This window comes from Halorientalis sp. IM1011, from assembly GCF_001989615.1.
Taxonomy (GTDB): Archaea; Halobacteriota; Halobacteria; order Halobacteriales; family Haloarculaceae; genus Halorientalis.
This window is the reverse complement of sequence record NZ_CP019068.1, coordinates 46,547-73,197: the sequence shown is the minus strand read 5'-3', so window position 1 is coordinate 73,197 and position 26,651 is coordinate 46,547. Positions and strand designations below refer to the sequence as shown.

Annotated in this window: 21 protein-coding genes; 18 read left to right on the top strand and 3 right to left on the bottom strand. The window is 65.2% G+C overall.

Annotation, left to right across the window (positions count from 1 at the left end):
* Positions 1-152: 152 nt before the first annotated feature.
* A complete protein-coding gene (locus tag BV210_RS17910; protein WP_077208146.1) occupies positions 153-2,138 on the top strand; it encodes a PAS domain S-box protein in 1,986 nt (661 codons plus the stop codon).
* A 275-nt stretch (positions 2,139-2,413) separates the two neighbouring features.
* Positions 2,414-2,728, top strand: coding sequence for a helix-turn-helix transcriptional regulator (locus BV210_RS17905; protein WP_077208337.1), 315 nt, complete (start codon positions 2,414-2,416; stop codon positions 2,726-2,728).
* Positions 2,729-2,863: 135 nt separating this feature from the next.
* Here the strand turns inward: BV210_RS17905 and BV210_RS17900 are convergent, their stop codons facing one another.
* Positions 2,864-4,489, bottom strand: coding sequence for an alkaline phosphatase family protein (locus tag BV210_RS17900; protein ID WP_077208145.1), 1,626 nt, complete (start codon positions 4,487-4,489; stop codon positions 2,864-2,866).
* A 225-nt stretch (positions 4,490-4,714) separates the two neighbouring features.
* Here BV210_RS17900 and BV210_RS17895 point away from each other — a divergent pair, with 225 nt between their 5' ends.
* The 14 genes from BV210_RS17895 to BV210_RS17830 all read left to right on the top strand — a co-directional run bounded on the left by BV210_RS17895 (position 4,715) and on the right by BV210_RS17830 (position 22,469).
* Positions 4,715-6,019 (top strand): glycosyltransferase family 4 protein, encoded by a 1,305-nt coding sequence (locus BV210_RS17895; protein ID WP_084802715.1) that lies wholly within the window; start codon positions 4,715-4,717, stop codon positions 6,017-6,019.
* A gap of 99 nt (positions 6,020-6,118) precedes the next feature.
* The gene (locus BV210_RS17890; protein WP_077208144.1) at positions 6,119-6,994 is read left to right on the top strand and encodes a winged helix-turn-helix transcriptional regulator; all 876 of its coding nucleotides are present in this window, start codon (positions 6,119-6,121) and stop codon (positions 6,992-6,994) included.
* Complete coding sequence (locus BV210_RS17885) at positions 6,991-7,446, top strand: response regulator (RefSeq protein ID WP_077208143.1); 456 nt, start codon at positions 6,991-6,993, stop codon at positions 7,444-7,446. Before BV210_RS17890 ends, BV210_RS17885 begins: the two co-directional genes overlap by 4 nt.
* A complete protein-coding gene (locus BV210_RS17880; RefSeq protein ID WP_077208142.1) occupies positions 7,443-8,534 on the top strand; it encodes an ATP-binding protein in 1,092 nt (363 codons plus the stop codon). The genes BV210_RS17885 and BV210_RS17880 overlap by 4 nt, the downstream gene beginning before the upstream one ends.
* A 651-nt stretch (positions 8,535-9,185) precedes the next feature.
* Positions 9,186-10,280, top strand: coding sequence for a DegT/DnrJ/EryC1/StrS aminotransferase family protein (locus BV210_RS17875; protein WP_077208336.1), 1,095 nt, complete (start codon positions 9,186-9,188; stop codon positions 10,278-10,280).
* Positions 10,277-11,266, top strand: a complete 990-nt coding sequence (locus BV210_RS17870) for a Gfo/Idh/MocA family protein (protein ID WP_077208141.1) — start codon at positions 10,277-10,279, stop codon at positions 11,264-11,266. The genes BV210_RS17875 and BV210_RS17870 overlap by 4 nt, the downstream gene beginning before the upstream one ends.
* A 245-nt stretch (positions 11,267-11,511) precedes the next feature.
* Positions 11,512-12,096 carry an acyltransferase gene (locus tag BV210_RS17865; RefSeq protein ID WP_077208140.1) on the top strand — a complete coding sequence of 195 codons (585 nt, stop codon included), beginning with the start codon at positions 11,512-11,514 and terminating at the stop codon, positions 12,094-12,096.
* The gene (locus BV210_RS17860; RefSeq protein WP_077208139.1) at positions 12,093-13,484 is read left to right on the top strand and encodes a nucleotide sugar dehydrogenase; all 1,392 of its coding nucleotides are present in this window, start codon (positions 12,093-12,095) and stop codon (positions 13,482-13,484) included. The genes BV210_RS17865 and BV210_RS17860 overlap by 4 nt, the downstream gene beginning before the upstream one ends.
* Entirely contained in the window at positions 13,477-14,772 is a 1,296-nt protein-coding gene (locus BV210_RS17855) for a nucleotide sugar dehydrogenase (protein ID WP_077208138.1), read from the top strand. The genes BV210_RS17860 and BV210_RS17855 overlap by 8 nt, the downstream gene beginning before the upstream one ends.
* A gap of 417 nt (positions 14,773-15,189) precedes the next feature.
* Entirely contained in the window at positions 15,190-15,813 is a 624-nt protein-coding gene (locus tag BV210_RS20685) for a hypothetical protein (protein WP_077208335.1), read from the top strand.
* A gap of 201 nt (positions 15,814-16,014) precedes the next feature.
* Positions 16,015-17,001: a MarR family transcriptional regulator gene (locus BV210_RS20680; protein WP_084802714.1), complete on the top strand. Its 987-nt coding sequence runs from the start codon at positions 16,015-16,017 to the stop codon at positions 16,999-17,001.
* Between the two features lie 312 nt (positions 17,002-17,313).
* Positions 17,314-19,128, top strand: coding sequence for a glutamine--fructose-6-phosphate transaminase (isomerizing) (gene glmS / locus BV210_RS17840; RefSeq protein ID WP_077208137.1), 1,815 nt, complete (start codon positions 17,314-17,316; stop codon positions 19,126-19,128).
* Positions 19,129-19,156: 28 nt separating this feature from the next.
* Positions 19,157-20,845, top strand: a complete 1,689-nt coding sequence (locus BV210_RS17835) for an asparagine synthase-related protein (RefSeq protein WP_077208136.1) — start codon at positions 19,157-19,159, stop codon at positions 20,843-20,845.
* A gap of 367 nt (positions 20,846-21,212) precedes the next feature.
* Positions 21,213-22,469: an RNA-guided endonuclease TnpB family protein gene (locus tag BV210_RS17830; protein WP_157526174.1), complete on the top strand. Its 1,257-nt coding sequence runs from the start codon at positions 21,213-21,215 to the stop codon at positions 22,467-22,469.
* 185 nt (positions 22,470-22,654) lie between these two features.
* Here BV210_RS17830 and BV210_RS17825 read toward each other — a convergent pair whose 3' ends face one another.
* Positions 22,655-23,143, bottom strand: coding sequence for a hypothetical protein (locus tag BV210_RS17825; protein WP_157526145.1), 489 nt, complete (start codon positions 23,141-23,143; stop codon positions 22,655-22,657).
* 312 nt (positions 23,144-23,455) lie between these two features.
* Here BV210_RS17825 and BV210_RS17820 point away from each other — a divergent pair, with 312 nt between their 5' ends.
* Positions 23,456-25,183 (top strand): asparagine synthase-related protein, encoded by a 1,728-nt coding sequence (locus BV210_RS17820; RefSeq protein WP_077208133.1) that lies wholly within the window; start codon positions 23,456-23,458, stop codon positions 25,181-25,183.
* A gap of 268 nt (positions 25,184-25,451) precedes the next feature.
* Positions 25,452-25,748, top strand: a complete 297-nt coding sequence (locus BV210_RS17815) for a HalOD1 output domain-containing protein (RefSeq protein ID WP_157526143.1) — start codon at positions 25,452-25,454, stop codon at positions 25,746-25,748.
* Positions 25,749-25,860: 112 nt separating this feature from the next.
* Here BV210_RS17815 and BV210_RS17810 read toward each other — a convergent pair whose 3' ends face one another.
* The gene (locus BV210_RS17810) at positions 25,861-26,454 is read right to left on the bottom strand and encodes a hypothetical protein (protein ID WP_077208131.1); all 594 of its coding nucleotides are present in this window, start codon (positions 26,452-26,454) and stop codon (positions 25,861-25,863) included.
* Positions 26,455-26,651 lie beyond the last annotated feature (197 nt).

Here is a 26,651-nt window from a genome sequence, read left to right as displayed (position 1 = left end):
GGTCGGTTGCCGGGATCTGTCCGGCACCCGTACAAAACCACTAAGAATGTTCGGTAGTCAAATGTCTGTAGCAATATGCGATCGGTAGTTCGACGATCGAGGTCGAAATCGGTCCACCGGTCGGTGTCCCGACCCGCGTCCGGGGGCGACTGATGGGTCGGACCAGCCACCTCGTCTATCTCGGCGCGGACGCGACACCGCTCCAGGAGCTGGTATACGACGACGCCGGCTACGAGGACGTCGTGGTCTCGGTGGTTCGGTCGACAGACGCGGCCGTCGACCATCTCAGACGGACTGAAGCAAACTGTCTGATCGTCGAGGCGAGATTCGTCGAGGAGGACCTCAATCGGTTGCTGAACCGGCTCTCGGCCGTGATTTCCGACACGGACGTAGTGGTCAGAACGACTGATGAGACGCCAGTCGACGTGGAGGCGGACGTGACGGTGCTCCGTGCGGACGCGCCGGCGGACCAGCGCCGGAAGCGGCTCACTCGACTGATCGACCGGGCGGCGGCGGACGAGGGCGACGGGTCGACCGGTGGCTCAACCAGATCACGAAGATTCGCCGACACGCTGCAGTGGCACGATCCCGGAGAAGCGGAACGTACGGGCGTGCCCGGCGACATCACAGACACGTTCGAGAACACGCCCACTGCCGTGGACACGTTCCTCAACAACATCGTCGACATCTTCTTCGTGTTCGACCTGGACCTGAACTTCCGGCTCTGGAACGACAGTTTCAACGACGTGCTGGGGTACAGCGACGAGGCGATCGAGACGATGGACCCCATGGACATCATCGTCGAGGACCACCACGAGCGGACGCTCGACAGGATCGAGGAGATCGTCCAGACGGGCGAATCGAGCGCGGAGCTCAACGTTCGGACGAACGGTGGACGGGTGCTCCCCTACTCGTTCACGGGGTCACTGATCGAAGACGACACGGGCACCTACATCGCCGGGATCGGCCGTGACATCAGCAAACGGAAGGCGCGTGTGCGCCAGCTCCGGCGCGAGCGCGACCTCATCGACCGCGTGTTCGAGACGAGCCCCATCGCGATCGTCGTACTCGACGCCGACGGTCGGGTCCGGCGGACCAACAGCCGGGCGACGAACCTCCTCGGTCTCTCCGGGGACGAGTCGACGCCCACCTTCGCCGACAGCTGGCAGTTCTACGACGATTCGGGCGCGGAACTCGATCCCGACGACCATCCGGTGGCGCGCGTCCTCCGGACCGGCGAGTCGATCTACGGCCACAGACATCGTGTCGAGACGCCCGACGGTGAGGAGAAGTGGGTCTCGACGAACGCCGCTCCGCTTCTCGACGAGACGGGTGGGATCTCACAGGTCGTCGTCGCCGTCGAGGACGTGACCGAACTCAAAGAACGCGAGCAGGAACTGCAACGCCGGGAGGCGGAACTCACCCGCTCGAACGCCGAACTCGAACGGTTCGCCTACGTGGCGTCCCACGATCTGAAGGAACCGCTCCGGATGATCTCGAACTACCTCGGCCTGCTCGAACGGCGCTACGGTGACCAGCTCGACGAGGACGCCCAGGACTTCATCGACTACGCGACCGACGGCGCCGAACGCATGCGGGAGCTCATCAACGGCCTCCTGAAGTACTCCCGGACGCACCGCCACACCGACGACTTCGAACCCGTCGACACCGAGGCCGTCGTCGAGACCGTCTGTTCGAACCTCACGGTCGCCCTCGACGAAGCCGACGCCGAGGTGCGAACGGAGTCGCTACCCACGGTCACGGGCGACCGGAGCCACCTCGTCCAGTTGTTCCAGAACCTCGTCAGCAACGCCATCACGCACGGGGGCGAGACCGAACCGACCGTCCGGATCGAGGCCGAGCGCGACGGCGACCGGTACCGGTTCGCCGTCGCCGACGACGGGCAGGGCATGTCGCCCGAGGAGATCGACCAGGTGTTCGAGATATTCTACAGCGGCGAGGACAGCGACTCGACCGGGATCGGGCTCGCAGTCTGTCAGAAGATCGTCGAGAACCACGGCGGCCGGATCTGGGCCGAGTCCGAACCGGGTGAGGGGACGACCGTCTATTTCACCCTTCCACCCGAGTCGGTCGAGGAACCCGACGCCGGGCAGTTGCTGTCACCCGCGAACGACTGACCCGGACCGGCGGCCCAACCACCCGGTCCGGCCACTTACTCACCGCGTAAGCGCTGCTCTCCAATTCGATTGTTCCCCCTGATCGCCGATTGTACGGGACGTGCCCGGGACGGCCGACGACGCCCGTTCCCGGGGACTCCCCGTCGGGTTCGGTCGCCGATCGGTGTCCGTTCCGGGACGACCGTTCGGCACAACAGACATTATCCCCATGATAAAAATTTGAACAGCGTTGGGGGTATATACGGCGGTACGTGCCATCTGGAGACGAGATGGCGATGTACGACCTGACCGGTTTCCAGCGTGACCTGTTGTTCGTCCTCGCGAGCCTGGACGAACCGCACGGACTCGCGATCAAAGACGAACTTCAGGAGTACTACGACGACAACGTTCGCCACGGACGGTTGTACCCGAACCTGGACAAACTGGTCGAAGCCCGACTGGTCGAGAAAGGCCAGCAGGACCGCCGCACCAACGAGTACACCCTCAGCAACCGGGGCCGCCGGGAGGTGATCGCCCGGATGCAGTGGGAACGCGACTGCTGCCCGGAGGACCTTCTCGAGGAAGTCGAACCGCTCGACATCGAACAGTAGCGCCTTTTCACCGTTCGCCGGTGTTCCGACCGCCGAACGCACGGTATCCACAGTCCAACCGAGCCACCAGTCGCTCTTATCGACCAGTGCCGGGCGACGGCGGAAAACTGAAATCGGAGGGAGCCGCCGGACTGCTCAGAGGTAACCGAGGTCTTCGAGGCGGTCTTCGACCCCCTCGTCCCCCGTCGACTGTACCATCCCGTCCTCGTAGGCCGGGTACGTCGTGGTCCCGGGGTCGTCGACCACCGGCACCGGGTGGCCGTCCATCCGGTCGCTGTACTCGATGCCGAACGTGGCCAGGACCGTCGGTGCCACGTCGAAGAGGTGCGGGTGCCCGACCGCGGCGGTCGCGTCGATTCCGGCCCCGGTGGCCGCGAACACGCCGTCTCGCTTGTGATTCCATGGCTCGGTCGGGTCGCCGAACTGGTCGCCGACCAGCTGGGCCGACAGGAAGTGCTCGAACTCGTTCGGCACGGTGACCACGTCCACGGCCCCCTCGGTGTGGGGGCCGTCGAAAAACTCCTCGCGGGGCGCGACGGTCTCGAAGACGGGGTCGCCGGCTGGCGTCGTCACGTCAGCGAGCGCGTCTATCACCTGCTCACGGACGCGTTCGTAATCCTCCGGCGGCACGACGCCGCTGGGCTCCCGCCCCGCGACGTTCAGCCGGACGCCCAGTTCCGTTCGTGCGCGCATGTACGCGATGGAGTTCTGGAAGTCGACCTGCTCGGTCGCCGTCCGGACGAGGCTGTCGGGTGCGTACTGTCTGGCGACCTGTTCGAGTCCGACCTGGCGGAGACCGTGGCCGACGCGGTCGGCGGTGATGCCCAGTTTCGCCGCCATCGCCGCCGCGCGTCCGACGACGCCGGGATCCCAGGACCGCTGGTCTTCCCCGTCCCGGAGTCCCTCCCGGATCGGGTTCCACGAGGGCATGCCACGGCCGCCCTTGGTCGTCTCGACGAACCCCTTGTCACGGAGGAACTCGTTGACGCGGAACTCGCTTTTCTCGTAGGGGCCCATCCCGTGATCGCTCGCGAGGATGACCGTGTCGGGGTCGTGGGCGTCGAGGATCTTGCCGATCTCTTCGTCCGTGGTCTCGTAGACGGACTCGACTTTCTCCTCGTCGCCGTCGAACTCGTGGAAGACGGTGTCGGTCTTCTGGAACTCGACGAACCCGAATCCCGGATCGAATCGGTCGACGAGATAGCGGAAGGCTTCGCCGCGCATCCGCACGAGACGGCGGTATTCGGCCATCTTCTCGGCGTCGCTCTTGTCAGTACAGCCCCGCGTGTAGTCGGGGTAGACCCGGTACTCGCCGATGGCGTCGCGAACGTCGTCGAGGATGCCGCTCGGCTGGCAGGGCGGGTCTTCGGGGCCGATGAACCCCGGCACGATCGCGCCGTCGATCTCCGCGGGCGGGGACGTGACTGGGACGTTCACGACGACACTCGAGATGCCGTGGCGGTCGAGGAGCGACCAGAGGCTGTGTTCCTGGACGTGGTCGGCAGAGACGACCTCCCAGTCGTACCCGTCGAAGTCTATGAACCCGTAGACGCCGTGTTTGCCCGGGTTGACGCCGGTGTACATCGAGGGCCAGGCGCTGGGCGTCCACGGCGGGATCTGTGATTCGAGCGGGGCGGCGACACCGCCCTCGCAGATCGCTTCGATGTTCGGAATCCGGTCGTCGGCCGCGAGGCGGTCGAACACCGGGAGACAGCCCGCGTCGATACCGACGAGTAATGTGTCGAGTGTCCCGTCGCTCACTGCGTCTCACCTCTGGTAACCGGCTGCGCTATCGTCGACGAACGTGTCATCGTTGGTCGCCGCTTGTGGCGGTCGATCCATTATTATGTCACAGGTAACGGGACAGCTCTCGGGCGAGTGCGCGACGACCGGCCCGCCTGACGCGTCTCGGTCGGCTCCGGGCCACTCCGCCGAATCCGGTTTACTTTACAGATAATAACGGCTTCGGCTCACGACAGCCCGTGCATGGACCGACGAAACAGCACGGCGGGGACCGACGACACGGGCTCGGTCTCGACGACGACATCGCTCGACGTAGGATTCGTTCCCGCGGAGTGTCCCGGGACCGGGTCGGCCGGTGCGACGCGGACCTCCGAGCTGCTGATCCGGCGACTGTCCAGACACCACGATATGACGGTCTACGTCGCGAGTCAGGCGACCGCCCCCGAGAGCCTGCCCGCCAGCGACCGGGTCGAGTACGTACTCCACGACGACCTGCCGTCGCTACCCCACCCGCTCTCGACGAAACTCGACGCCCTCCGCGAGGAGGTCGACGCCCTGGAGACACACGACCTCGTCCACACCTACTCACCGGGGTTCATCCCCGTCCTCGCGGATCTCTCCGTGCCGACCATCTCGACGCTGAACTCGTATCTGCCGGTCTGTCCGAAAGGTGACCTGCTCTATCACGACGGGAGCAAGTGCGACGGCCCTTCGACCGGGAAGTGCGTCAACTGCATCGCCAACGCGAACCTCGACCGCCGGCAGGGCCTCACCAACAGCCTCCGGGCGGCCTACTCTTCGCTGGGCAAGATCGGCTACGTCGACGACGCGATGGCCGCGACCGACGATATCGACGCGTTCCAGGCCATCTCGCCACACATCGAGCGCGACTACGCCGACTTCGGGATCGATCCCGACAAGATCACGGTCGTCCCGCACTTCTACGACGACGCCTTCTACCGGCCCCCGGGCAACTCCCGCCCCGACGCCGAGGACGTGACGCTGCTGTTCGCCGGCCGACTGAAGGACAACAAGGGGCCACAGATCCTGATTCGCGCGCTACCGCTGATCATAGATCGCGGGTACGACGTGACGCTCAAGGTGGCTGGCACGGGATCCTACGCCGAGGAACTCCGTGAACTGGCGACGGACCTCGGCGTCGCCGACGTGGTGGAGTGGCTGGGGTACGTCGACCACGACCGGCTCCCCGACCACTACGCGGCGGCGGACGCGTTCGTCTTCCCCGGACTACTCGACGAACCCTTCGGGCGCGTCCTGCTGGAGGCGCTCGCGACACACACGCCGATCGTCGCCTCCGACGTGGGCAGCACCGACTACATCGTCGGCGACGCGGGCGAGATCGTCGAGCCCGGGGATCCGGGTGCGCTCGCGGAGGGTGTCGACCAGGTGCTCACGAACTACGAGACACACGTCGACGCGATTCCGTCGACGCTGCGGCGGTTCGATCCCGAGTCGGTCGTGGCTCAGTTCCTCGATCTGTACGCGCGCGTGGCGGACCGGTCCACGAAACGTCCGGTGACTGCCTGATCAAATCGCCGCCCGGTCGACCACGGTTCGCGGCGCCCCGGTGCTTAGCAGGGCGATAATAATGGGGGTGGGTGTCCTTTCGGAGAACAGGACGACAAGATGGACAGTGGGCGAGACGATCCGGCCGAACAGGTTCGGGAGACGGTGCAACTCATTTCCAAGAAGTGGCACCCGACGATCATCAAGCAACTGCTGGACGACGGGCCGCTTCGGTTCTCCGAGCTACAGGACCGTCTCGACGGTATCTCCGGGAAGGTACTGACCGACAGCCTGGAGGACCTCGTCGAGAAGGATCTGGTCGAACGGACCGTCGTCAGCGAGTCACCGAAGCGGGTCGAGTACACCTTGACCCGCGACGGGCGTGACCTGCAGTCGGTCATGGCGGAACTGGCCGAGTGGGGACAGCGCAACCTCGGTGAGTCCGGCCGGCCGACGGTGTTGATCGTAGACGACGACCCGCGGCTGGTTCGGATGCACGCCAACTGGCTCGAGGACAGTTACGACATCGAGCGGGCGTACAACGGCCGACAGGCGTTACGGAGCCTCTCGGCCGAGGTCGACGTCGTCCTGCTCGACCGGCGCATGCCGGGACTCTCCGGGAGCGAAGTCTTAGAGAAGATTCGCGAGTTGAACGTCGACTGCCGCGTGGTCATGCTGACCGCAGTCGAACCGGACTTCGACGTGGCGGAGATGCCGTTCGACGCCTACGTCGTCAAACCGGGGTTCAAGCCCGAGCTCGAGTCGGTCATCGAGGACATGTTGAACCGGCCGAGCGAAGACGAACCGGTCCTGGAGTATCTCTCACTGCGGGCCCGGCGGGCGCTCCTGGAGTCCGAGATGACCCGGGGGGAACTCTCGACGAGCACGGAGTACCGCCGGCTCGTCGAGCGACTCGAGGAACTGCAAGAACAGCTCGATGAACCGGCCGAACAGGCGATCAACTCCGAAACGGTCCACACTCTCATCGACTCATGACGACTACGACATCGAAACGAGCCGACGTTCTGATGGTCGAGGACAATCCGGGTGACAGCCGACTCGCCAAGGAAGCCTTCGAGGAGGTAAACGCCGACGTCTCACTGAACGTCGTCACCGACGGCGAGAGCGCGCTTTCCTTTCTCCGGAAGGAGAACGGCTACTCCGACGCGACGACGCCACAGCTCATCATACTCGACCTGGACCTCCCGGGGCGAAACGGGCGGGAGATTCTCGCGGAGATCAAATCCGACGACACGCTCCGGCAGATTCCGGTGATCGTGCTGACGACGACCGACGACGACGCGACCATCGCCGACCTGTACGACAACTACGCGAACGCGTTCGTGACCAAGCCCGAGTCGATGTCGAAGTTCATCGATATGATCGGCAGCGTCCAGTCGTTCTGGCTCTCGAACGCGTCGTTACCCCCACGTAACACGTACGAATGACCGACCTCACGGTGTTGCTCGTCGAGGACAACCCCGGCGACGCACGGTTCGTGGAGGAACTGCTCGGCGAGGTCGGCGCGCGGAGCGAGGATATTCTCACCGAGGACGGCACCGTCACCATCCACCACGAGACGACCGTCGGCGACGGCGTCGCGGTTCTGGAGGGCGACGACGTGACGGTGGACGTGGTACTGCAGGATCTCCACCTGCCGGACAGCAAGGGGATGACGACGGTCGAGTCGATCCTCGAGGCGACGAGTGAGATTCCGGTCGTCGTGCTGACGGGGAAACGCGACGCCGCACTCGCCATCGAGGCAGTCAGGGCCGGCGCGCAGGACTACCTCGTCAAGGACGACATCACGGCCGACCGGCTCGCCCACGTCATCCGGTACGCGATCCAGCGCAAGCAGACCGAGCGCAAACTGCGCCAGCGGACCAGGCAACTGGAGATCATGAACCAGTTGACCCGCCACGACATCCGCAACGACGTGAGCCTCGTGATCGGTCGCCTCCACGAACTGCGCGAGCTCGTCGACGACCGCCACGACGAACTCCTGACGGAAGTGCTCACGGCGAGTAACCACGTCCTCCAGTTGACCCGCACCATCGGGAACACGGTCGAGGCCGTCACCGATCAGGAGGAGACGTCGCTGGACCCGGTGCCGCTCGATTCGATCCTCGAGTCGGAGATCGATCAGGCTCGCCAGCTCTACGAGAGCGCCGAGATACGCGTCGACAGCGAGATCCCGTCGGTCGAGGTGCAGGCCAACCGACTGCTCTCGTCGGTGTTCGGGAACCTCCTCAGCAACGCCATGACGTACAACGACACCGAACAGCCGCTGGTGACCGTCCGCACGACGGTCAGCGAGGAGACCGTCACCGTCGCCATCGCCGACAACGGTCCCGGGATCCCGCCGCGCCAGCGTGAACGCCTCTTTTCGCCCGAACAGACCGATCTGGAGGGCAGCGGGATCGGGATCGGGCTCTACCTCGTCGCGTCGCTGGTCGACAGCTACGGCGGGGAGATCTGGGTCGCCGACAACGATCCCACGGGGACCGTCGTCCACGTCGAACTCCAGCGCGCGTGACGTCCGTCCGGGCAGGTCCCTCACGCGACCACTTATCGACCGAATAACGATACGCCGATCACCCGTTGGTCCGTCCGTTCGGGGTCGTTTCCAGGTGCACCCCACACACCGAGACCGTGCGTTGCGGGGTCGCGACCCCGGACCCCTCTACTACTGGACCCCGAGCGACTGCTCCGGGGACCGCCGTCCCGGAACACCCACTCCCGGATACCGAGTTACGCAGGCCCCAATCGAATCTGACGGTCTGATTTACAATCATACTGCTGTAAACCACTGTCCGGAATTTGACGGGCGCTAAGCCGCGATTCCGGACCCACTAGTATACGGTATTCGATAGTTCTAGCCGGGAAGGTCCGGTGTCGTCGATCCCGGGGTCGATGGCAGTGGGTCGGGAATCAGCGGTGCTGGACGGCGATTCGGCGTGGATTCGGCGGTGATCCGGGCGGGTGAACGGGCGGCCGCGGCTTACCGGCTCTATAATAAAGGCCGCCGCTCTCGTCGGGTCGGGTGACAGACGACGGTGGGCGCTACGCTGTCAGGAGTATCACCGATGACAGAATGGGAATCGATCGACGGTACGAGCGCATCGTACGGTGGTCGGGTGGCCGTATCGGACGGTCACCGGTCACCGAGACACAGACGGAGGGGACGATGGTAGACGTCTCCATCGCGGACCCCGAACTCGGGCCGGAAGAGCGCGAGCGCGTGCTCTCCGTACTCGACTCCGGCCAGCTGGCGGACGGCGACGTCGTCCGCGCGTTCGAGTCGGAGTTCGCGGACTACTGCGGGACGGACCACGCCGTGGCGACGACCAACGGGACGACGGCCCTCCAGACGGCGCTCGAAGCCGCCGGCGTCGAACCTGGACGCGCCGTCGTGACGACGCCGTTCTCGTTCGTCGCGACGGGCAACGCCGTCCGGTTCGCAGGAGGCATCCCGCTGTTCGCGGACATCGACCCCGAGACCTACAACCTCGACCCACACAGCGTCGAGGAGCGCATCCGGGCGACGGACGAGGAGGTCGCAGCCATCCTCGCGGTCCACCTGTACGGGTGTCCGGCGGATATGGACCACCTGCGAGACATCGCGGACACCTACGACGTGGCTCTGGTCGCGGACGCCGCCCAGGCACACGGGGCCGAGATCGACGGACAGCGCGTCGGCTCGCTCGCCGACGTCTCGTCGTTCTCGTTTTACCCGACGAAGAACATGACCACGGGCGAGGGTGGGATGATCACCACCGACCGCGAGGACATCGCGGACGCCGCCGAGCGGTTCATCGACCACGGCCGCGGGACGGACACGTACGAACACGTGGAACTCGGGCACAACTTCCGGATGACGAACCTCGAAGCCGCCATCGGCCGCGTTCAGCTCCAACGGTTGCCGGAGTTCAACCGCCAGCGGCGCGAGAACGCCCGGCTCCTCACCGAGCGACTGGCCGGGAGCGACGTGGAGACGCCGACCGAACCCGACGGCCGGCGACACGTCTACCACCAGTACACCGTCCGCTGTGACGACCGGGAGGGGCTCGCGTCCGCGCTCGAATCCCGGGGGATCGGAACGGGGATCTACTACCCGACGCCGATCCACCAACTCGACGCCTACGACGGGTTCGCCGCGAACGCGCCGCGAGCCGAGCAGGCCTCGAACGAGGTGCTCTCGCTGCCCGTACACCCGAACGTCGACGAGGACGATATCGACGAGATAGCCACGGAACTCACTGCACTCCACACCACAGTATGACGGGAGAACAGAAACCACGACGTGTCGGCGTCGTCGGCGTCGGCAGCATGGGGCAGAATCACGCGCGGGCCTACCGCGAACTGCCCGACACGAAACTGATGGGCGTCTCCGACGCCGACGCGTCCCGGGCCCGGGAGCTGGCGGCCGAGTACGACACGACCTACCGCGAGTTGCCGGACCTCCTGTCGGTGTGTGACGCCGTTTCCGTCGCCGTTCCGACGGCCTACCACTACGAGGTCGCCAGACAGTGTATCGAGGCGGACGTGGACGTCCTCGTCGAGAAACCGTTCGTCGAGGAGATCGAGAACGGCCGCCGCCTGGTCGACTACGCCGACGAGCGCGACGTGGTGTTGCAGGTCGGTCACATCGAGCGGTTCAACCCGGCGGTGCAGGCGCTGCTCGATCTGGTGTCGAATCTGGACGTGATCGCCGTCGACGCCCACCGGCTCGGCCCGCCCGTCGACCGCCAGATCGACGAGAGCGCCGTCCTCGACCTGATGATCCACGACATCGACGTGTTGCTGGCGATGTTCGACGAAAACGTGGCACACGTCGACGCGGTCGGCAACCGCGACGCGCGCTACGCGAGCGCGAACGTCCGGTTCGAGTCGGGCGTCGTCGGCCAGCTCACCGCCAGCCGCATCACCCAGGAGAAGGTCCGGGAGCTCACCGTCTCGGCGACGGACTGCCGGGTGACCCTCGACTACATCGACCAGTGCATCGAGATCACCCGCCGCTCCGCCCCGGAGTACGTCCGGGAAGACGGATCGGTGACCCACCGTCACGAGCGGGTCGTCGAAGAACTCAGCATCGAGAACCGGGAGCCGCTGAAAGCGGAACTCGACGCGTTCGTGACGGCCTCCCGGACGGGCGAGGATCCGCCAGTCACGGGCGAAGACGGCATCGAAGCCCTCGAACTGACCGACACCATCGAGCGCCTCGCCGAACGCAGCGAGGAGGAACCAGCCCGGCCCGCCGTCCAGTGATCCCGTCGGCGACTGTCCGCGCATTATCCTGACGGTAACTGACAATTTACCGCGTTTATAATAAACAGACTGCCACGACGACCGTTGGGTAGGCTGCGGGACCGACGGTTCCGCAGAACCGACGATCATGAAACGGACTACTGTACTGGCTGCTGCCGCGGGAATCGTGACGCTGATCGCACTCGCAGGCCGGGTCTCGGCCGGTCGCAGCGACGAGGCGAACGCCGACGACGAGGCTCAATAGGATGCCCGACGTGCGACTCGGCGCGGACTGTGAGATCGACGACGACGCGACGGTCGGCTACGAACACGACGCCGACGCCGCACCGACGCGTCTCGGCGACCGAGCGACGGTCCGGGCCGGAACCATCGTCTACGCCGACGTGGTCGCCGGCGACGACTTCACGACCGGGCACAACGCTCTGGTCCGAGAGGAGACGACGCTCGGTGACGACGTGGTCGTCGGGACCGACACCGTCATCGACGGCGCCTGTGAGGTGGGATCGCACGTCAGCCTCCAGACCGGCGTCTACGTCCCCCGCGAGACCACGCTCGGGGACAACGTGTTCGTCGGTCCGGGAGCCGTCCTGACGAACGACCACTATCCGGTCCGACAGGACGTGGAACTCGACGGACCGACCGTCGAGTCCGGGGCCTCGATCGGCGCGAACGCGACCGTCCTGCCCGGCGTGACCGTCGGCGAGCGAGCCTTCGTCGCGGCGGGTGCGGTCGTCACCGACGACGTGCCGCCGGGTCGACTCGCCGTCGGAACGCCCGCGGAGACGGAACCCCTGCCGGACCCGCTCACCGGAGGGAACCGGATCGCATGAGCGAACTGGACGCTCGCGGGTCGGCCGAGGCGGTCTACGGCACCGACGACGACGCGGCGACGCTGCGTTCGCGGCTTCAGGACGGGCACGTCCCCGTCACGGTGTACGGACTGGACCGGACGGCGATTCCGCTCGCGGCGACCGCCGCGGCCACCGCCGGGACCGTCGTCGCGGCCGACACGGACCCGACACTGGTCGACGCCGTCGACGCCGGCGAGTTCCCGTACGCCGACAGCCCGGCGCTAGAGGCGCTGCTCGCGGACACGACCGCCGCGGACCAGCTCCGGGTCACGTCGTCACTCCGGGAGGCGGCCGACGATGCGAGGGTCCACGTCGTCAGCGCGTCGACGCCGATCACCGACGGTGCCGACCTCGAACCGCTCCGGGACCACCTCTCGGCCGTCGCCGACGGGCTATCGGCCGGCGACACGGTCGTCGTCGAGAGCACTCTTCCGGTGGGCACCTGCCGCGACGAACTCGAACCCCACCTCGTGGCGGCGAGCGACCTCGACCGCTCGGAGTTCGGGTTCGGGTTCGCACCCGAGCGCCCGCCCGCGAGCGGGCTGTCGGGGTTAGAGGAGGACCACACCCGGCTCGTCGCGGGTCGCGACGCCGACAGCGAACGCGTCGTCGCGGCCGTGTTCGAGTCACTGACGGGCGCGGACACGACCCGGGTGTCGGATCTCGCGACGGCGGAGCTCGCCGGTCAGGTCACCGCCGCGTACCGGACCGTCACGACGGCGCTGACCAACGAGTTCGCCCGGCACGCGGCCGACCTGGACGTGGACGCGACCGAAGTGGTCGCGGCCGCCAGCGAGCGCGCGGACTGTCAGCTGCCGCCCCCGAATCTCGGCGCGGCGACCTGTCACCCGCCCGGCTCGCTGACGCTGCTTCGGGACGAACTCGAGTCGGACACGCGTCTCCTGGACGCCGCTCGCGTGAGCAACGGTCTGATGCCGACCTACGCCACCATCGCCGTGCTGGACGCCTTCAGAGGGATCGACCTCGACCCCGCCGACGCCCGGGTGCTCGTGGTCGGTCTCGACCGGCAGTCCGGGTTCGACGACGAGCGAGGGACGCCGGCGCCCGCGATCGGCCGATCGCTGGCCGAGGACGGCGTGACCGTCGACGTGACCGGGCGGTTCACGCGGGCAGCCGACGTCGACGAGCGGGACGGCGTGTCGGTCGTGACGGTCGAGACGGCGGTGGATCAGGAGTACGACGGCATCGCCTTCGCGTCGCCCTCGATCGAGCCGCCGGCCGGCGACACGTTGGGAGCGCTCGCGACAGACGAGCACCCGCTCGTCGTACTGGACGGACACCAGCTCCTGCCGGAGCTGCGAAACGACGACGGCGTCATCTATCGCGGAATCGGAATCAATGCCTGAACCCAACGACGACACGGTTTGTATCGTCGGCCTCGGGTACGTCGGTCTCCCGCTCGGCCTCGCCTTCGACGACGAAGGCTTCGAGGTCTTCGGGTACGACGTCGACGACTCGAAGGTCGAACAACTGCAGTCCGGTACCGACCCCACCCACGAGGTGGGCGACGACCGCGTGGCAACGAGCGACGCGTCCTTCACCACGGATCCCGTCGAGATCGAACGGGCCGACTACGTCATCATCACGGTGCCGACGCCGGTCGACGAGACCCAGAACCCCAACCTCGACTTCGTCGAGAGTGCCGGCCGGACCGTCGGCCGCAACATGGCCGAAGGGACGACAGTGATCCTCGAATCGACGGTGTACCCGGGGCTGACCGACAAAGTGCTGGTCCCGGTGCTCGAAGCGGAGTCGAACCTGACGGCCGGCGAGGAGTTCAACGTCGGGTACTCCCCCGAGCGACTCTCGCCCGGCGACAGCGGGCGGGGGCTCCGGGAGGTGACGAAGATCGTCAGTGGCGACACCGACGAGACGCTGGCCGACGTGGCCGCGCTCTACGAGTCGGTCGTCGACGCGGGCGTCTACCGCGCCCCGACCATCGAGTCGGCCGAGGCGGCGAAGGTCGTCGAGAACGTCCAGCGCGACCTCAACATCGCGCTGATGAACGAACTGGCGATCATCTGTGATCACCTCGGCATCGACACCCACGAGGTGCTCGACGCCGCCGGGACGAAGTGGAACTTCCACGACTACGAACCCGGACTCGTCGGCGGTCACTGCATCCCCGTCGACCCGCTCTATCTGGCACACGGGTCGGAACGCGCGGGGTACACACCCAGCCTCATCCTCGAAGGCCGGGACGTCAACGAGTACATGCCCCGGCACGCGGCCGACCTGACGCTACGGGCGCTCAACCAGCGCGGGAAAGTCCCCAAGGAGTCCCGACTGCTGGTGCTCGGCCTCTCCTACAAGCCGAACGTGGGCGACATCCGCACCTCCGAGGTCGAAGCCGTCATCACCGAACTCGAACAGTACGACGTGGACGTGGTCGGGTACGACCCCCACGCCGACGACGAGCGGATGGAGGAGCACTTCGGCATTCCGACCCAGGACTCGCTGTCCTTCGCGGACTTCGACGGCGTCGTCCTCGCGACGCCACACGACGAGTTCACCGATCTGGAACTCGACACCGTCGCCGACGCCCTCGATCCGGACCCGATCCTGATCGACGTGATGGGAACCTTCGAGGAAACCGACGCGACCGACGCCGGTCTGTACTACGAACGACTGTAAACTCCACAGGAGTTTCTCTCTGGTCGGGGGCGCGCCCGCGGTTGGACACGCCAACTGACCGCCCGATTCCCCGAAACCAGACCAGTTTATTCAGCGACAATACAACCATATAATAACCATCAGATCGGTTTTATTTGTACGATATCCCGACAACAACGCAGTTGCATATCGGTCTTTAATCCCCCTCAAAAACCGATTAGACCCGAGATTTGTACATGCACAGTCCATTTCAGCCCGAGCGCTACTATCAGCTTAATAGCCCCGTTAGGATATGATGTTTTACCGAGTCGAAATCGGAATTATTCTGAACTGTTTGCAACTGTCCGAAAGCGTCTCTCATCATTTTACACCCCCAGTGAGTTGACCCAGTCGAGGAACATGGCGTCTGCAAACCAGAACGAGATCACGACGACGACGATGACGAGTGACGACCAGACGAACACGACGGCGGACGACGAGGCCACGGATACGGACGAAATCTCGAAAGACGAGCTCTTCCACATCCTCCAGAACGAGCGGCGGCGACAGGTCCTGCGATACGTGGTCAACCGCGAGGGCCCCTTCGAGATGCGATCTATCGCGGAACAGGTGGCGGCGTGGGAACACGACACGACGGTCCAGCGGCTAACATCCGACCAGCGCCAGCGCGTGTACATCGCGCTCTACCAGTCACACCTCTCGAAGCTCGACGACGCGGGGCTGATCGAGTACCAGCAGAGCCGCGGAATCGTGGAAGTGACCGACATGATCGACGTGGTCGTCCCCCACATCGACGGCGTCGAAAACGACGCGGACTCGGCCGACGACCAGGAGACCGTCGACGAGACGCTCCCGTTCGTCCCCGCGGGAGCCGACAGAGGAGAGATGGGGTACTTCGCGGGCGCGACACTACTCAGCCTCGCGCTGACGGCGGGTAGCTGGGCGAACCTGATCCCGGGGGCAGCCCTCGGTGCCGTCGGCCTGACGCTGGTCGTGATCGGGATCTTCGCTGCCACCGGCGGTGCGATGCTGTGGCGGCAGGGACGGACGACCGACGCGTAAGTGTTCACCGAGACTGACGACGACTAGTGACCAGTAGCGGTCCGCCACGAGACGCTGTTTTACCGGTAGTCGAGGCGAACGCCACAGGCGTGCTCCCGAGCTGACCTCGATTAGGATGATGTAAACTAAGTCCGATAGTCCTCAAGGGAGAGTCGAAGACCAGCGCCGGCCCGTGAGCGACGGACGTCGAGAGCCACTTGGATGATAGACATTCACCGAACGGTCGCGAGGAAAGTGTGCCGCCGACGCCTGCTAGCCGCCTGTCTGTTCGCCGTCGTCGTGGCGGGGTTCGCCGCACCTGTCGCAGCCACCGCGGCGGACACACCGACACGGTCGGTACAGGACGCTGCCAACGACTCGCTCTCGTTCACCTACCGCGGCGACGCGGTCGCACACGAGGGCGAGATTCTGTTCGTCTGGCGTCGTGAACAACTCGACGTACTCGTCCGGGGCGCGCGCGACCGCGGGGGCGAACGCGTCTGTCTGTATCGGTCCGGTCTCGCGAACGATTCGTCACAATCCCACTGTCGTCGGATCGAACCCGGGACCACGACCACTCCGATCACGTTCGAAGACGTCGGTTACAGCACCGGCGGACCGATGGTGTATCGGATCGAAGCCCGTGTCCACGACGAGAGTGGCCAGGTGGTGGCGAGCGCGGACTCCCGCCGGATCGTCCAGATCACCAACTGGAGCGCGCTCAACGGGAGCCAGTTCGCCAGCTATTTCTCGTCTATCGGCCTCCCGAACGGATCGGAAGCGGCCGAGAACGGGAGCGGTGGAGCCGACCGTCGTGGTGCCATCGGCGGCCAGGAGTCAGCTAGCGAGGCAGTCCCGGCGCCCGGACTCCCGGACGTCCCGATGGGGTCGTTCGGGCTGGTCGTGTTGCTGGGGAGTGGGGGTGTCCTGGCGCTGCTCGGACTGCTGGTCGTCCAGCGGCGTCGTGGTACCGAGTCCGACCAGCCCGGACCGATCGTCGTCGAGTCGGCCGGCGAGTCGCCGACGGACACCGAACGAATCGTCCGCCTCCTGGCGGAGAACGGCGGCCAGTTGAAACAGTCCGAGATCGTCGAGCGAACGGACTGGTCGAAAGCGAAAGTGAGCCGCCTCCTCTCGCGGATGTCCGACCGCGGCCACATCGAGAAACATCAGGACGGACGGCAGAATATCATCGTCCTCCGGCGATAGGCGTGATCGCGGCAAATTTATCGATCCGATAAGTCCCCGCCCGGACACTACGTGAGCGGTCGAACACGGAAACGGGCGGTCTGTGGCCTCTGTGTCCGATTCTGCCGGGTATCAGGTAGCGACGCCGCGACCCGTGGTACAGGCCGGACGGTTAGCCAACGTATAGTTATGCGTACTCCGGTTGACGTGTGGTTCAGAGGCTACATCCACCCGATCATGATTCACCATCGACTTTCCGCATGGCGCCGAACCGGCATAGACCGAGACGAGAGGTGCCAGCACCCCGAACGGCGCGCCGGAGGTGGGAGCTAAATGTGCGGGATCATCGCCTGCATCGGTTCCGACGACGCCGTCGGGCGGGTCGTGACCGGGCTCCAGAATCTGGAGTACCGCGGCTACGATTCGGCCGGGATCGCCGTCGAGAGCGGGAGCGAACTCACGGTCTGCAAGCAGTCCGGACAGATCAGCGAACTCGAATCCCAGATCGTCGACGGCGTGCCGGAGGGGACTGTCGGTATCGGGCACACGCGCTGGAGTACCCACGGCCCGCCGACCGACAGGAACGCCCACCCCCACACCGCCGAGAACGGTGCGGTCGCGGTCGTCCACAACGGCATCATCGAGAACTACGAGGAACTGAAACGGGAGCTCCGCGCACGTGGACACGAGTTCACTAGCGAGACCGACACGGAGGTGATCCCCCACCTCGTGGAGTCGAAACTCGACGACGGGATGGCTCCCCGGGAGGCGTTCGTCGAGACGATCGACCTGCTCGAGGGTAGCTACGCCATCGCGGCGCTGGTCAGAGGCGAGAACACCGTGTACGCGACCCGGAACGACTCGCCGCTGGTGCTCGGCGTCGACGACGACGAGTACTACCTCGCGAGCGACGTGCCCGCGTTCCTCGAGTTCACCAGCCGTGTTCGCTACCTCGAAGACGGCGACGTCGTCGAGGTCAGTTCCGACACGGCGAAAATCACCGATACCGACGGCGAACCGGTCACGCGCGAGATGGAGCACGTCGACTGGGACCCCGAGGAAACCGGCAAGGGCCAGTACGACCACTTCATGCTGAAGGAGATCGACTCCCAGCCGGACGCGCTCAGCAACACGATCAGCGGTCGGGTCGACGCGTCGTCGGGCACCATCGATCTGGAGGAGTTCGACGACGTGGACCTGGCGTCCGTGTCGTCGGTCCACGTCGTCGCGTGCGGGACGTCCTATCACGCGGCGATGTACGGTGCGATCCAGCTGAACCGGCGAGGTATCGAGGCGACGGCCCACCGGGCCAACGAATACACCGACGGCATCCCACTGGACGAGGATAACCTCGTCGTCGCCGTCACCCAGAGCGGCGAGACGGCGGACACCCTGAACGCGCTCCGGCGTGCGACGGCCGCCGGTGCCGACACGGTGGCCGTCACCAACGTCGTCGGCTCGACGGCCGCCCGCGAGGCCGACCGATCGGTGTTCATCCGCGCCGGGCCGGAGATCGGCGTCGCCGCGACCAAGACGTTCTCCTCGCAGGCCATCACGCTCGCGCTGTTCGCCGAGCGGATGGCAGCCGCACACCCCGACGGCAGTCAGCGTGAGGATATGCAGGCGTTCCTCGAAGCCCTCGAGTCGTTCCCCTCCGACGTGGACCGCCTCCTCAAGCGGAGCCAGGCCGAGACGCTGAGTCGGGAAGTACGCGACGAGAAGTCGTACTTCTTCATCGGGCACGAACTCGCACACCCGGTGGCGCTGGAAGGCGCGCTGAAGTTCAAGGAGATCACGTACGAACACGCGGAGGGATTCGCGTCTGGCGCACTCAAACACGGGCCACTGGCACTGGTCACGCCCGAGACGACGGTCTTCGCCGTGTTCACCGGCAACAACCCCGAGCAGACGCGGACCAACGCCAAGGAGGCCCAGGCTCGGGGTGCCAAGGTCGTCAGCATCGCGACCGAGCGGTCCGGCATCGACGACTTCGCCGACCGCAGGCTGTCGATCCCCGAGACACACCCGGACCTCGCGGCGCTGCTCGCCAACGTGCAGCTCCAGCTGATCTCGTACTACACCGCCCGACTACTCGACCGACCCATCGACAAACCCCGTAACCTTGCAAAGAGCGTCACCGTCAAGTGATTCGGAGGAAGCACCCGGACGACGATCGATGAACACGACGCTGTTCGGCGTCGCCGGCGACCGAGAGACCTTCGCGTCGTTCGCAGATCCGGACCAGTTCGATCTGGTGCTGGACGGCCCGAACGGGACCGTCGGCGTGGCCGACGAGGGACTGGGCGTCGCCGGCCGAACGTCCGTCCACCGCGACGACCGCGGACACTGCGTCGTCTGGGGCGAGGCGTTCTTCCGCGGTCAGGGAGACCGCAAAGCGGCGGCGCCGTTCTTCGACGCCTACTGCGAGCGGGGCGAGGCCGCACTGGCCGACCTGAACGGCTCGTACCTCGTCTACGTCGACCACGACGGCGAGGCGCGCGTCTACACGGACCGCATCCGGAGCTGGGAGTGTTACTACACCGACGCGCCCGGCGTCCGCGTGTTCGGGACCGACGCGGCACAGGTGGCCCAGACCGTGTCCGATCCGACCCCCGACTGGCCCTCGATCCGGCAGTTCGTCCACTTCGGGAACGTCTTCGGGACCGACACGGTGATCGAGGAGGTCGACCGGATCCCGTTCGACGGCTATCTCGGCCCCGACGAGACGGGCGAACTCCGGCGGTTCGTCTACCGGCCCCGCGAGTTCGACCACGTCGCCGAACTGGCCGAGCGCCTCGAGCGCGCGCTCGACCGCCGCAGCGGTCTCCCCGGCGAGGTCGGTCTCCTGCTCAGTGCGGGCTATGACTCCCGGATCATCCTCTCACAGATCGACGGCATCGACCGCTGTTACTCCCTCGGCCAGCCCGACGGTGACGAAGTGGCCGTCGCCCAGCGACTCACCGAACAGTACGACACCAGTCACGAGGTGCTGGAGACCGACGACGGCTACCTCCGGACCTCGCCGTCGATCGTCCGGTACACCCAGGGCCAGCGCGAGTCGTTGCACATCCACCACCGCGGCAACGACGCCGAGATCGACGCCGACGCCATCCTCCACGGCATGTTCTTCGATACGCTCTGTCGCGGGTTTTTCCTCCCGCGTGACGGCGTCGACCTGTTCGGCCACACGTTTCCGCGGGGCCGACTGGAGGACGACCCCGACCCCGCGACACACTTCGCCGACCTGATCGGGTGTTTCCCCGGTGGCCCCGGCGCTCCCCGGGATCGGGCCGGACTCTCCGACGAGGGATGGACGGCCTACGCCCGCGAGACCATCGAACCGGCCATCGAGAACTGTCGCGACCGGGCCGACTCGATCCACAACGCCATTGACCTGCTGGGGATCAAGCTCAAGCCGACGCTCCCGTTCCGGACGCACCTCGCGGACAACTACGTCGAGAGTTTCGTCGCCTGCGACGCCGAGTTGCTGGAGTGGCATTTGATGACGCCGCCGGCCTACCGGACCGACGAGGTGTACCGGGCCGCGCTGCAACGAATCGACGGCGACATCCTCAGCCACCGCCCGCCCGACCGACCCCACGACTCCTACAAGCTCAATCAGGTCGAGAAGTTCCTCCGACGAACCGTCCCGGGACTGACGCCGTTCGATCGACCGCTCCCGGACCGGGCGCGGATCTACAACGACAACGATATGGACGAACAGCTGTTCCCTGATCACGAGTCGCTACATCGTCTCTCCCCGCGGCTCAAGCTCCGCATCAACGACGTGTCGAGCTGGCTCGACGGCGTCCTCGCCGAATCCGTCGACCCCACCGACGTCCTCCATCCCAAGGCCGTTCTTTGACTTCCACGCTGTGTTAACGTGTGAGGCCTTCTCAACGCATCACCACACGCACCAGAGACATCCAGCCGTCGACCACCGGGACGACTGCGACGGACACCGGTTCCACGACGGATGCTGACGACCGCAGACCAGCGGCACTCGTCGATCAGGGCCAGTCGACCCGGGTAGTTTTCTATCTTGATACAGCGAGAGAATTCCGCCCTTCCCGTGAGTGACGAGTGTTCCGACCGCTCAGGTCGGAACCGAGGAGCGAACAGGGCGGGAGTGAATCGCGTAAGCTCCGGTGAAGGGCCGTCACTGCTTCGCTCGGCTGTATATTCAACGTCGACACGAAATCATTAAGTCATTGTACTGTCATAGGCTATGTATAGTGAATCTGGTCACGACCCGCACCATTACAGCGGCACTCGCCAACGACCGTGAGGGCGTTGTGCGTGACCTTGATTCACTCGCTCGTTCCGGCAGTAAAATCTGGAATGTAGCTCGATGGACTGCTGGCCGCATCTGGGACGAAACCGGTGAGATACCCGATGAAGGACCGCTTAAGTCCTACATGAAGAACCAACCGTGCTGGAAAGATTTGAACGCCCAATCAAGCCAGGCAATCATCGAAGAATTGGCTGGCGCTTTCCAGTCCTGGTTCGAACAAGACAACCCAGACGCCAACCCACCGGGCTACCGCAAACACGGCGACCAACGACCACGCTCAACAATCACGTTCAAAGAAGACGGCTTCAAACTCGACACCAAGCACCAGCAAGTCCGTCTCTCGAAAGGCAAGAACCTGAAAGACGGCTGGAGTGACTTCATCCTCTGTGAGTACGACACCGGTCTAGATGCAGACCTGGGTGCCGTAGAAGACGTACAACAGGTCCGCATCGTCTGGACTGGCGACCACTGGGAACTGCACTTCGTCTGTAAAGTCGCCATCGATGCCGCCGACTCGTCTGGCGAGAAGACGGCTGGTGTTGACCTCGGTATCTGCAACACGGCGGCTGTCTCTGTTGGTGACGAGACACTGTTGTATCCAGGAAACGCCTTGAAAGAAGACGCGCACTACTTCCGCCAGGAAGAATACGACACGGAAGGCGAAAACGGTCCAAGCACCCATGCTGAGTGGGCACGCCAGAAGAAATCCCGGCGGCAGACCCACTACCTGCACGCACTCTCGAAAGACATTGTAGAGCACTGTGCAGACCGTGGCGTGGAGACGATAGCTGTCGGGCACCCGAAGGACATTCGTGCGGATGAAGACTGGGGACGACACGGAAACAAGCGTCTGCACGACTGGGCGTTTGAAACGGTGCTGAGTCACATCGAGTACAAGGCCGAAGAACGTGGTATCGAGGTAGAGCGAGTTGATGAGTACGAGTTGGCCACGTCAATAACCTGCTGTGCGTGCGGGATGAAAGCCGATTCGAACCGTGTCGAGCGTGGCTTGTACGTGTGTGAGAACTGCAAACTGGTCGCTAATAGCGACCTGAATGCGGCGGAGAATATGCGTGCGACGGTAACTCCGAGTCCTGCTGAGGATAGGAGTAACGGCTGTCTGGCCCAGCCATCGGTGCGCCTGTTCGATAAATCAACGGGGAGAGTAGCCCCACAAGAACAGGTCTGCCCGTAGACCAGCAAATATCCCAACGCTTGCGGTGCGGTTCGGGAAGCCTCGCCGTCGTCGGGCTACGCCCGACTGCTTGAGGGAGCTTCGCTCCCTCTCCGTTCACGGCGAGGAGGAGGTCACCGGGTGGTCAGAAGCGACAACGAAGGGGCAGGTGGGTGGTCACCGGGCGGATCCCGTCCCGCGTCGTCTCAGAAGCCGAACGGGTTGTCGTAGGTCTCTTCGGTCGACGTGTCGGTCGTTCCGTTCTCCGTCCCGTTGATCGGGGTGCGCGTCCGTGTGTCGGTTCGAGTCGTCGTCTGGGTTTCCCGGGGCGTGTCGGTCTGAATCGGCGTGCGAGTCTGCCGGGCCGTGCGTGTCTGGTTCTGGACGGGCGTCCCGGCGGTGGTGCCCGACTGCGTGGTCCGTCGACTGGTGTTTTGCTCCGTCGTCGGCGGCTGCGGTATCGGCTGGGTTTCCGGCGTGTCCGTGACGGCCGCGATCGGTTCCCGGGTGGTGGCGGTGTCGTCGTTTTCGTCGGCGGCCGGGGTCGCTGCGTCGGTCCGCTCACCGGGCGGCGCTGGCGTCGGTGCCTCCGAGTCCGGCACCGATACCATCGAGCCGAGTGGGCCGACGCCGGCGACCACTGCCACACCACCGACGAAGAGGACGATACCGATCACGAAGAGTACGCGTTGCAACACGGTGAGTCACCGGGCCGTAGTCCTGCCCGCACTGGTCCCTCCGTTCCTGTCCGATTCCGACACTGCACGAGCGGGGCGAAACCCCCAGGTAGCGGTATTCATATCTGGACGTGGACGTTCCGGGCCCATTATTATCCACGCGATAATGAGTATTCAGTCGGCTGATGGGAAGCCGCGCGACGGTCCCAGCGCCGAAATCGTGGCGTGAGACCGGTCGTGCCCTCGATACGTACCCGGCACCCCCCGACAGACAGGTGAATCTGCCTTGTGGTCAGTATAATAAGGTCGTCACGTCGCGAAGCGCCGCCGATGGCCGAGACGCTCGCCGTTTCGCTCGCCGACCCCGACGTGCGCGTCGTCGACACCGACACGGGCACCTGGTTCGTCTCCGGACTGAACGTCCGTGAACTGGTCGCCCGCGTTCGCGACGCCGACGACATAGCCGAGGTCAAGTCGACTGTCCCACCGGTCGCGGAAGACGCCGCGCTGGTGAACGTCGCCGACGACACCGGTCGCCGCGTCCACGCGTACCGATCCGTGGCCGGTGGCTACCGGCTCTACTACCTCCGGAAACCGAACGGGACGGCGATGATCACCGACCACCTCCGCAACGCACTGGCGGCGCTCCCGGTCGAGGCGCGGACGGTGTCGGACACGGCTGTCGCCGACCACCTCCTCTTCCGAGCGCCGGTCGGCGCCGACGGCATCGTCGAACCGGTCTCGGGCGTGGCGCAGGGCGACTGGCTCACCTGGGACCTCACCGCCGACGAACGCCGCATCGAGCGCGTCGACAGCCTCGACGGCACGGAGCACGTCGAACCGGCCGCCGCACCCGACGCCATCGAGTCGGCCTACGAGTCGATTCTCGGCCTCGACGGCGTCGTCGACGACCCCGTCAACTGCTACTCCGGCGGCGTCGACTCGACGCTGACCCAGACCCTGCTGGGCGCGGACGCGCCCATGCTGAACGTGGGCATCGACTCCCCGGAGTACGCCTTCGAGATGGAGTACGCCCGCGACGGGGCATCGTACTTCGACGCACCCTTCGAGCAGACCGTCCTGGACGAGTCGCGAGTGCTGACCCACCTCGAAGACGCGATCGAAGCCACCGGATCGCCGTCCTGTCCGTTCCAGACCGTCCTGATGAACACGGCGCTCTCCTCCGACGAGGGCCGGCAGTACCTGATGGCGGTCGGTGCCGACTCGATTTTCGGCAACACGGGGACGAAGGGGGCTCGCGTCGCGGACTGGGCAGCGCCGATGGTTGGGACACCCCCTGCGAAGGTCGCCAGTCGGCTCGCACCGGACACGGTCGGAGACTACATCGACTGGCTCGGGACGCTCGACGAGCAACTGGATCGGTCGGTCGCGGACCCACAGTCGTACGCCCAGCAGTACTCGACGTACACGAATCCAGCGCTGGTCGGGACGCTGTTCGACGACGAACTCGTCGCCGAGCGGTGCCGGGCCCAGTCCGCGTACGTCCGCGACCGCGCTCCCATCGACGGGTCGGCCGGCCGCTTCGGTCGGCAGGCCGAGTGGCGACATCACTGTCTCGTGTTCGGCCACCGCGTCGGCTCCCGCTGGCGGCAGATGGCCCTCGCCCACGGGAACACGCTCGTCAATCCGTTCGAGACCCGGCGCCTGATCGAGTGTGCGCTGTCCGTCCCGGCCGACCGACGGTTCGTGCAGGGCCCCACCGCCGGCCGGGACCTCTCGACGAAGTACCTGCTCAAACGACTGCTCGACCGGCGACTTCCGGAGTACCCGACGGATCGGGAGAAGGGAGCCGGCGTCCTCCCGTTCGAACGCTACCTCGCGGACGGGCCACTCGCGGGGGTGTTCGACCGGTACCCGCTCCCGTCGTTCGTCCCCAGCGGTGATCGGTCGACGGTGGTAGAGAGCGGGCGACAGGCCTGGAACGTCCTGACTTACGCAGTGTGGCGCGACCGGGTGCAGCAAAACGCGGCGCTGGACCCCGTCCCGTCGACGCAACGGTACGAGTGGACCACGCCCGAAGCGGCTATTTCGGGCTGATACCCGGCGGATCAGTTCAACGGAGCAACAGTTCGTTCGACTCGTTTTCCAGTATCGAAGACGGATACAGAGGAGAAAATTATTAGTACCGGGATTTGATTTTTTTCGTAAATGGGATCCACACGAGGACTGTGGGAGCGAGACCGGCCCCCAGTTTCCCGGCGTGCCGGTTTCTGTGGCGAGTATTATGGGCAGCGGCGGATCCCCCCGAAATCGGTGCTAGATCATGGGAACGGACAGGGAGCGAGTCCAATCGAGGGCCACAATTGTGCGAGATGAGCAGCATTTCGACGAGCACGTGTTCGAAACCCAGTACGAGTACGGGGCGGAGACCGACGAACTGACCGTCATACTCATCGACGCGATCGCAGAGATCGAAGGGATCTCGCCGGCGGAAGTCGCGCCGCGGATCAACGAGTCGGTCGATCCCGACGCGATGGAGCGCGTCCTCCGCCCGCTCCCGGACGGGAGCGAACGTGACGGTCGACTCACGTTCTACCTGCTGGGATACCGGATCACCGTTCGGAGCGACGGCATCGTCCGGATATTCGAAGCCGACGAGTGACGGCGATCCTGCCCCGTCTTCGACGGTCGGTCTCACAGGGACTGCGAGACGCGTCCAAACGTCTGTGAACAGGTAGCGAAGCCGATTCAGTGAGCGGCGATCCGTCCGTCGATCACCGGGTGGTGAAGTAGTGGAGGGAGGCGATCACGAGACAGGCCAGGATGAGAATCGCGTTCAGAACCTGCAACGAGATGGCCTCGCTCGGCAGGACGTGGAAGAAGCGTCCGGAGACCGGAATGAACCCACCGAGTGCGATCCCGAGGTACCCACTGGCCCAGACGGCGTCCTCGTCTGAGTGAACCGACGTCTCCGCCGTCTCCTGTATCTCGACCGGTTCGGTCGCGGGATACCCACACAGTTCGTGGAGCGCCGGCCCGGGCGCGACCGTCCCGTTCTCGGTGTCGTACTCGACGACGTTGTGCCCGTCGAGTTTGTCGAGATGGGACTGGTAGAGTGCGATGTAGATCCGCTGGTGTTGGTCGTCGGTTACGTCCTCGACCGTTGTCTCGTACTCGCGGGCGGCGACCTCGTCGGCCAGGTCACTGAGGCTGATCGGCTCGTCGTGCGTCGTGAAGTATTGGACCACTGCACGTCGCCGACTGTTCTGGAGGAGGTGAAAGACCTCGTCCGTCTCGATCGTACACTCATCACTGGACGCCTCGCCCGTGCTCGGGCGTTCGTCGTCGGACATCGGGTCCTGATTCATCACACTCCACTGTATCAGATATCGGGTATTAAATTAGGGGTGCCGTTACAGAGTGTTTCACCGTGTTACAGCCAGTTTAAACCGTTCACGTCTGGCGGTTTTGGCTTCGACCCCTGATCGACGCGCGGTGGACTGCGTATGGTATACTAATCCAAATTATGTTTCTCAGTGGCCCATCGAGTGAGGCCAGTGAAGTT